This window comes from Cryobacterium sp. M91 (assembly GCF_002929615.1).
Lineage (GTDB): Bacteria > Actinomycetota > Actinomycetes > Actinomycetales > Microbacteriaceae > Cryobacterium > Cryobacterium levicorallinum.
In genome coordinates, this window is the sequence record NZ_PJJT01000047.1 from 1 (window position 1) to 7577 (window position 7577).

At 58.0% G+C, this 7577-nt stretch carries 6 protein-coding genes; all 6 read left to right on the forward strand.

The features are described 5' to 3' along the window. The first annotated feature begins 262 nt into the window (after nucleotides 1-262). On the forward strand, nucleotides 263-1294 hold the full coding sequence (locus tag CXY80_RS00860; protein WP_104131222.1) for a YhcG family protein: 1032 nt from the start codon (nucleotides 263-265) through the stop codon (nucleotides 1292-1294). 266 nt (nucleotides 1295-1560) lie between these two features. Next, nucleotides 1561-2070, forward strand: coding sequence for a TetR/AcrR family transcriptional regulator (locus CXY80_RS00865; protein ID WP_104131223.1), 510 nt, complete (start codon nucleotides 1561-1563; stop codon nucleotides 2068-2070). After that, the gene (locus CXY80_RS00870; RefSeq protein WP_158251503.1) at nucleotides 2067-2732 is read left to right on the forward strand and encodes a GAP family protein; all 666 of its coding nucleotides are present in this window, start codon (nucleotides 2067-2069) and stop codon (nucleotides 2730-2732) included. The genes CXY80_RS00865 and CXY80_RS00870 overlap by 4 nt, the downstream gene beginning before the upstream one ends. Before the next feature lie 298 nt (nucleotides 2733-3030). Continuing rightward, complete coding sequence (locus tag CXY80_RS18985) at nucleotides 3031-3990, forward strand: hypothetical protein (RefSeq protein WP_146070610.1); 960 nt, start codon at nucleotides 3031-3033, stop codon at nucleotides 3988-3990. Between the two features lie 525 nt (nucleotides 3991-4515). Continuing rightward, nucleotides 4516-4989, forward strand: coding sequence for a MarR family winged helix-turn-helix transcriptional regulator (locus CXY80_RS00880; protein ID WP_104131226.1), 474 nt, complete (start codon nucleotides 4516-4518; stop codon nucleotides 4987-4989). A gap of 177 nt (nucleotides 4990-5166) precedes the next feature. Further along, the gene (locus CXY80_RS00885; RefSeq protein ID WP_104131227.1) at nucleotides 5167-7494 is read left to right on the forward strand and encodes a transglycosylase domain-containing protein; all 2328 of its coding nucleotides are present in this window, start codon (nucleotides 5167-5169) and stop codon (nucleotides 7492-7494) included. Nucleotides 7495-7577: the final 83 nt, after the last annotated feature.

The window sequence follows — 7577 nt, forward strand, 5'->3', positions numbered from 1 at the left end:
CAGCTGCCACGCCGTGTGTATAACTGGTGCCAGCGTGGTGCCTGTCATTATTGTTCCATTCGATCACCGTGCCCACCGGGCGTTCGTTGCTTCGTTACCGTACCGACCGAACCGGGGAATTTCCAGGCAGTGCACTCCGTTCGAGTTGCCCGGTCATCGTTCCCCTTACGGACGGACGGCGGCCGATGGACGTAGAAGATTCCCGACACTGACAGGAGGGAGGCAACGCTCTGCTCGAGGAGTGTTTGGGTAATCTTGGTGGATGGCTTCTGGTGATCTTTCTACTCTTCCCTACGACTATGCCGAGGTCTTGGCAGCGCTGAAGAATCGGGTACGTGAAGCCAGGATTACTGCTCAGCGCAGGGTCAACTCGGAACTGATCGATCTGTACTGGGGTATTGGTCAGCAAATACTGGAGCATCAGGAAAGCCAAGGATGGGGTGCCGGTGTCATTCGTCGCTTGGCCGAGGACCTGCGTGCGGAGTTTCCTCAGATGAAGGGATTTTCCCAGCGCAACCTGCAGTACATGCGGACCATGGCCAGCGCTTGGGGCTCTGGACCAAATGTGCCACAGCTTGTGGCGCAATTGCCGTGGGGACATATCCGCACCATTCTGGACAAGGCAGAAACACATCCAGAGTGTGACTGGTACGCGGCCGCAGCCGTAGAATTCGGCTGGTCCCGCAACGTGCTGCTGAACATGATGATGAACCGCTCGATGGAGCGCACTGGGACGGCCCCGTCCAACTTTACGAAGCATTTAGCCGCCGCGGACTCAGAACTGGCGCAACAAGTAGCCAAGGACCCGTACGCCTTTGAGTTTTTGGGACTCTCCGGCGAGGTAGCCGAACGAGACCTGGAACAGGCTCTCATGGACCGCATTGTGGAGACACTGAGGGAATTGGGTCCCGGTTTCGCCTTCGTTGGACGTCAAGTGCATCTGGAAGTGGACGGAGACGACTTTTACCTCGATCTCTTGTTCTTCCATGTCGAGCAGCTCCGCTACTTCGTCATCGAGCTCAAAACTGGGAAATTCCAACCTGAGTTCGCCGGGAAGCTGAATTTCTATGTCGCGTTGGTCGATGACAAGTTGCGGCGCCAGGTCCATGCACCAACCGTCGGAATCCTCATTTGCGGCAGCAAGAACGATCACACCGTTCGTTACGCACTCGGACGCTCCACTTCCCCCATGGCCGTTGCCGCTTATACCTACGACCAGCTCACTAGCGAGGATCGTGCGATGCTCCCACCTGCGGAACAGCTCACGGCCGCCCTCGATGCTTTCCCCGAGTGAGCGATAGCCGACGCAGAGATAGAGCAGCAGGTAGTCAACTGCGTTACGACCAGCAAAGCTGCTGAGTCACTGATCGGTGTCTCAACTGACGTTCCCTGCTCGTCCCGTAGAGGGTTCCCCATACGGGCAACTCGCTCAGCGAATCGACTTGAGGAATCACGCTTTAACGCGCCCGGTGTGCGTCCCCCCTTGCGGTTCAGACCAAAACCCTCAAATTCTTCTTACCAGTCCGACCGGTCGGTCGGTTCCCGTGCTATAGTCACCTCATGAGCAACAGGGAACACATTCTGCAGACCGCTCGACGATTCGCGATCGAGACCGGGTCGGTGCCGTCGATGGATGCCATCGCTCATCAGGCGGGAGTGTCGAAGGGGGGGCTGATGCACCACTTCAAGTCACGCGCTGCCCTGGTGGAGGGTATTGCGGTGCAGGCAATTCAGGATATGGATCAGGAACTGACCGCGGCCGCCGGGCGAGGCAACGTGGTCGAGACCTGGTTGCGCCTCTCATCAGCCCGTGACGAGGCTGCTCTCTATCGGGCGATGTTGATCCTGCTCACCGATCGCACTTCGATGACCGACACGCTTATGCAGCAGGCAGCTGGGGCAACCGAACGGTGGGAACAACTCTTCGCATTTGAAACAGGAGACCCGGTGGTAGCCTCGGTCATCCGTCTCCTGGGTGATGGGATGCTGCTAAACAGCATCACGGACGACTACTCTGCACCCAGCGTTGATGTGATCTTGCAGTGGCTGGATCGCAGGTCCACCGGGTGATTAATAGTGGCCTCCTCGCCGGCATCGCCGGCCTCGCCCTGGCTGATTCGCTCAACCCAGCGACTATCGTCTTTATCACCCTGATCCTGCTCACCGTCAGCCACAGGCCTGTCGGTTCAGCATTGACGTTCGTCCTGGGCGCGATGAGCACGGTCTTCACCCTTGGCATGGTCATCTTCCTCGGCGCCAATGCTGCCGCCGACGCCGTAGGCGAAGGGCTCATCTGGCTTCGCCGCGGAGTGTTCCTCATCGCAGCCATCGCTCTCGCTGTCGCCGGGCTCCGCCGATTCAAGGACAGGGAAAGGAAAGGCATCGACCTGCCGCCCTGGTTCGGGGTGTGGACGGCTTTCCCGCTCGGCATCCTGGTTACCGGAGCTGACCTGCCGAACGCGTTCCCCTACTTCATCGCCATCGAACGGATGGTCGCCGCGGACGTCGACATTCCCGTAGGCCTGTTCGTACTCGCCAGCTACGCCCTCGTGTACTGCATCCCATGCCTTATTCTGCTCGCCCTCGGCTTGGCACACGGCGACAAAGTTAGGTCACGCCTACGAAAAGGGCTAGATCGGTTCTCGACGGGAACCATCAAACGCTCTATCCCAGCAGCGATCGCCCTGTTCGTCCTCGCCACCGCAGTCATCACTATCGTTCTCTGCCCCTGAGCACACTGCGCGAGATGAGCACGGTGTTGATCCCTCACCGCGCATCACTGATGCGAAGTTGAGCAGCTTGGACGGGGTGCCGTCTAAACCGGATTGTGGTGCTGAATTCGCCGAACACTGTTTCACCGTTATAGTCGTACATTTTTCACGTCACCGAACTTCATTCGTCCCGACATTGTCTTGACTGGCCGGTCAGCGTTCCGCTTACGGGCCCCCGTTCTGAACCGAGAAGTACCTCGAAGTTTCCATCGACATACCCCGATGTCGGCTCGGGATCAGCAAAGTGTAAATTTTGAGGATGCCCCTCCTTGGAATAGCTGACCTTACTGCGCGACTGGGACTCGATCTCGGTACTGGAGTTGAGCCAACTAAAGAAAGTCTCCTGAGCGCTATCAATGTCGAACTCAGAAACCTACAAGTGCCCCAACCCAGCTCTGAGCAACACAGGCGACAAGTTGCTCTCATTGAGGCTCGCGGTGAACTTCTTGGGACTAGCCAAGCAGGGGCGTCCTCATCTACAGATCTAGTACCCGTCTCGCTCGTGAGCCAGATGATGGAAGCTTTTCAAAAGAACAACGCCAAGGAGCCGATGGTCACGCCGTCACGTCCAGATCCAACCTTGACCATGAGAACAAACGTCAGAGCCGCAGCCACCCAAGCATCGGCCGATTTTACTAAAGCACGCTCACTACCGTTCGCTGGGGCCGGTGCGCTAATACTTTCGACCTACGGACTTCGAACCTACTTCGACGTTGGCGACGTGGAACTCCCCTCGACAATGTTTTATCCACTCTTTTGGGTAGCAGTCATCGTCATCGCTTACGGGTACCTCGCATCCACTATGGCCCAGAGGAAAGCCAGCCGTATCCTGCGGGCGCTTTATAATCCGGACGTTCAAGAAGAAGCTTTGAACCGTCTCGGAGAGGAATCCTCAGACTATTTCGGCAGCCACAGCCAGAGAATCATTGAGATGGATGGCGAACCCGGAAGATCACATCGGGCTATTGACGACGGTGCTGGAATCATCGTCAATCGAAGCCTGTATCTATATGCTCTACACGATGTCGCTTACAGGGGCCGGACTCGGAGGCCTTTTGTCGATCTTCTGTCCACGATAGACCTAGCGGCAGCGACTGAAGACGCTACCGGGTTGGCATTGGACCGCCTCTGCGACTTGAAAATAATTGAGCCCGTCGTTTACGAGCGCCGCCAAGCGTTCAGACTCATATCGGGGCCGCCTAGGCACCACGGTGACTGAAGCCGCGGCCGCGAACGCAACAAGCCAGGCGGCAAAATCTGCTTAGCACGGGCTCATTACGCCAGGAAAGCCAATGCGGAGCTGATAAAAATGAGGCTGATATCCAAATTTCCGCGGTACGGAGTGCTTTGAGCTGTCGCGGTGAGGATCTCATGTGACGCATAGCAATACGGGAGGCAGGAGCCGGTGGCACGACTATGTGTTGGTGTGGCTGTCCCACTCAACGTTCGCCTTACGAGCACTCTTTTGACCGTCGTCGGCAGCGTCAGTCGCTCTGGCTCCTTGGCGGGTCCTGAGACGAGTAGGCCCCAGGGTCGCGGGTTTGCTCTGACCCCCGGGATGACTTTGCTTTCACTCGAGTATCGGTGCGGGGTTTGAATAGGTTCTCTAGATTCGGAGCCGCCGAAGCCACTCCGTGGAGGTGATTAGCCCTTGGTATTGAGATTTGTATTGGGTGCCAACCCGCCATAAATGTATGCTTGCAATTATTGCGTTTTCGCAACTATTGCATGAGATGAGGGCGTAGTGATTCCTGACGAAGATTTCGACGCTCGCGCGGCGGACGCCGCGTTGACAGCTTCTCGTGCGCTGATGGGTGTGGTGGCTCGATCTGTCGCAGGTGTCCTGGAGATCGTAACGTTGCCCCAGTTTCGTGTTCTCGTGCTGTTAGACACCTCGGGGCCCCTGCGGATGGGCGTCCTAGGCGAAGCCATCGGCACCCTTCCCTCCACGTTAAGCCGGGCAATCGATCGCATTGTCGAAGCCGGTTGGGTGAGGCGAACGACCAGGCCAGCCAGCCGGCGGGAGGTACTCATTGAACTCACGCCAGCGGGACAAAACCTTGTCACTCATGCCCTCGAGCAGCGCCGCGACAACATTGCCGAAATCCTGTCCGTCTTGTCGCCCGACCAAAAGTCCGCAATTGTTTCCGCATTTGAACTCTTTGCCGGTGCCGCCGGGGAGACCTCGTCGGAAGAATTGTTAATCCTTGGCATCTAGCCCGATAAAGGCTCTTCCAAGACTCCAACCCTCACGGGTGAAACCGGGACCCTCGCGTTGTGCGTGCGGGCGTACTCATCCTGTTTTGTTTATTAGTCAATCCATGAGGTAGCGATAATTTTAGACATTAATGTCACTGTCCCGACGAAAACGAGAGGCAAGTCTCTCGGCGCGTTCATGGGGCTTGTCGGGATGAGTGCCGTCGCCGGCGTCCTTGTGACGGCGGGTATGACGCCGGTGGTCGCGTTGGCTGGCGTGAGTGCGACGCACACCATCACGGTCTTTGATAGTCTGCCGGGTTATCTGGGAATCGAGCAGCTCTCGCAAAAGAGCAACATTTATGCCACCCAGAGCGATGGCACCCGCGTACTGCTTGCGTCGTTCTATGACCAGAATCGGGTCGAGGTCGAATCAGATGCCATCAGTCAATTTGTGAAAGATGCCGCGGTCGCCGGTGAAGATCCTCGATTTTTTGAGCACAACGGTATCGATATTCAGGGCACACTGCGCGCAGTTGTGAGCAACACATTTAGCGATTCGCTGCAAGGTGGATCATCGATCACTCAGCAGTATGTGAAGAACGTTCTCGTGCAAAAATGCGAGGTCATTGCCGACCACGAGCAAAGCGACCTCTGCTATACAGCCGCCACGGAGGTCACCGCCGAGCGCAAACTTCGAGAGATGCGCTTCGCGATCGCCGTAGAGAAGAAGTACGACAAGGCGGACATTCTTCGCCAGTACCTTAACATCACGGGCTTCGGCGGAACGGTCTACGGTATTGAGGCAGCGGCCAATTATTACTTCAACACGACCGCAGCGGCGGTGAACCTGCCGCAGGCTGCAAGCCTCGTGGCGATCGTGAACAACCCACGAAAATTCCAGCTCAATATGCCGGACAGTGCCACCAACGGTGCCGCCAACAACTATGCCGCCAACAAGGTGCGCCGCGATTATATTCTCGGAGAGATGCGCGCCGAGAAGAAGATCTCTGCGGCCCAGTACGAGGTAGCGGTCGCCACGGTGATTGCACCGGTCATCACTGCGCCCAGTACCGGCTGCGCTACGGCTGGTGCCAACGCCTACTTCTGTGACTACGTCGTGCACGCACTCCAGACCGACTCCACTTTTGGTGAGGACGAAGAAACGCGGCTGCTCAATTTTCGCCGTGGTGGGTATGACGTGTACACCACGCTGGACCTGGACCTGCAGGGTGCGGCCGTGACAACCATGAACGAAAACGTTCCCAAGATTTCCAACGCGGGAGACGTGGGCGCCGTCATTTCCAGCGTTCAGGTCGGCACCGGTAGGGTCCTCGCGATGACCCAGAACAAGGACTACAGCCAGGATCCGGCCGTGCTGAATTCCGGGACCAACTACACCGCGATCAACTACAACACCGACTATGCCGCCGGTGGCTCGAGCGGTTTTCACCCCGGTTCCACCTACAAGGTATTCACGCTGGCCGAATGGCTAAGCGAGGGTCATTCCCTCAACGAGCGCGTCGATTCTGCACGCACGTCGCACTGGGGCGCTTTCCAAGACAGTTGCCGGGGTCCGCAGCGCTACCCAGGGTGGAACCCCCGCAACGACTCGTTGAGCCAAAACCGATCCAATTACAGCGCTCTCGAATCGACCATCAATTCCTACAACACCGGGTACCTGGGCATGGCGAAAGAGCTAGACCTGTGCGGTATCCGGAAAACGGCGGAGGCCTTCGACGTGCACCGAGCCGACGGCGATCCGCTTCGTCAGGGCGCCAGTTCCGTGCTCGGCACCAACGACATCGCGCCGCTGACCATGGCTGTCGCCTTCGCCGGCATCGCCAACGACGGTGTGACCTGCACACCGATCGTCATCGATCGAATCGTGACCGCCGATGACACCGAACTGCCCGTTCCAGAATCCGAGTGCAGCACCTCAGTTAAGCCCGCAGTAGCGGGTGCCATGGCCTACGCCATGCAACGCGTGATGAGCGAGGGCACCGCCCGCTCGTCGTACTACCGGACCAGTCCTCGCGTTCCGATGATCGGCAAAACCGGAACCACGGGTGGCGCGGCGGATACCTGGATGAGTGGCGCCAGCACCGAGGTGGCAACCGTGACCGGTGTCGTGAGCGTCACAGGCTCCCTCGACCAACGCTCCATGTACTTCGACAGCGGATACGCCGCCACCGCCCGCCATCGAATGTGGCCTGACGTCATGTCCGTCGCCAATGCAAAGTACGGCGGAGACGACTTCGCTGACGCATCCCCAAGTACCCTCCGCACGCTTCGCGCCAGCATCCCCGACGTACGGGGCGAATCAATGGCAGAGGCACAAACGGCAGTGGAATCGGCAGGATTCACCTTCACCGACGGTGGGGCGGCAGCCGCTAACAAATCCGAAGACACACTGATACGTTCCGATCCGGCTGCCGGTACCCGAGCGCGACTGGGATCAACGATCACCGTGTACTCCAGTACTGGGGTGCAGCCCACATTTCCCGACGTTGTCGGCATGTGTTAACGCCGGGCCAAAACAGGGCCAATAGTGCCGTTTGAAAACAGGACCACTATCTGTGTTTTCTACTATGTCGTATCAGCGGCGGG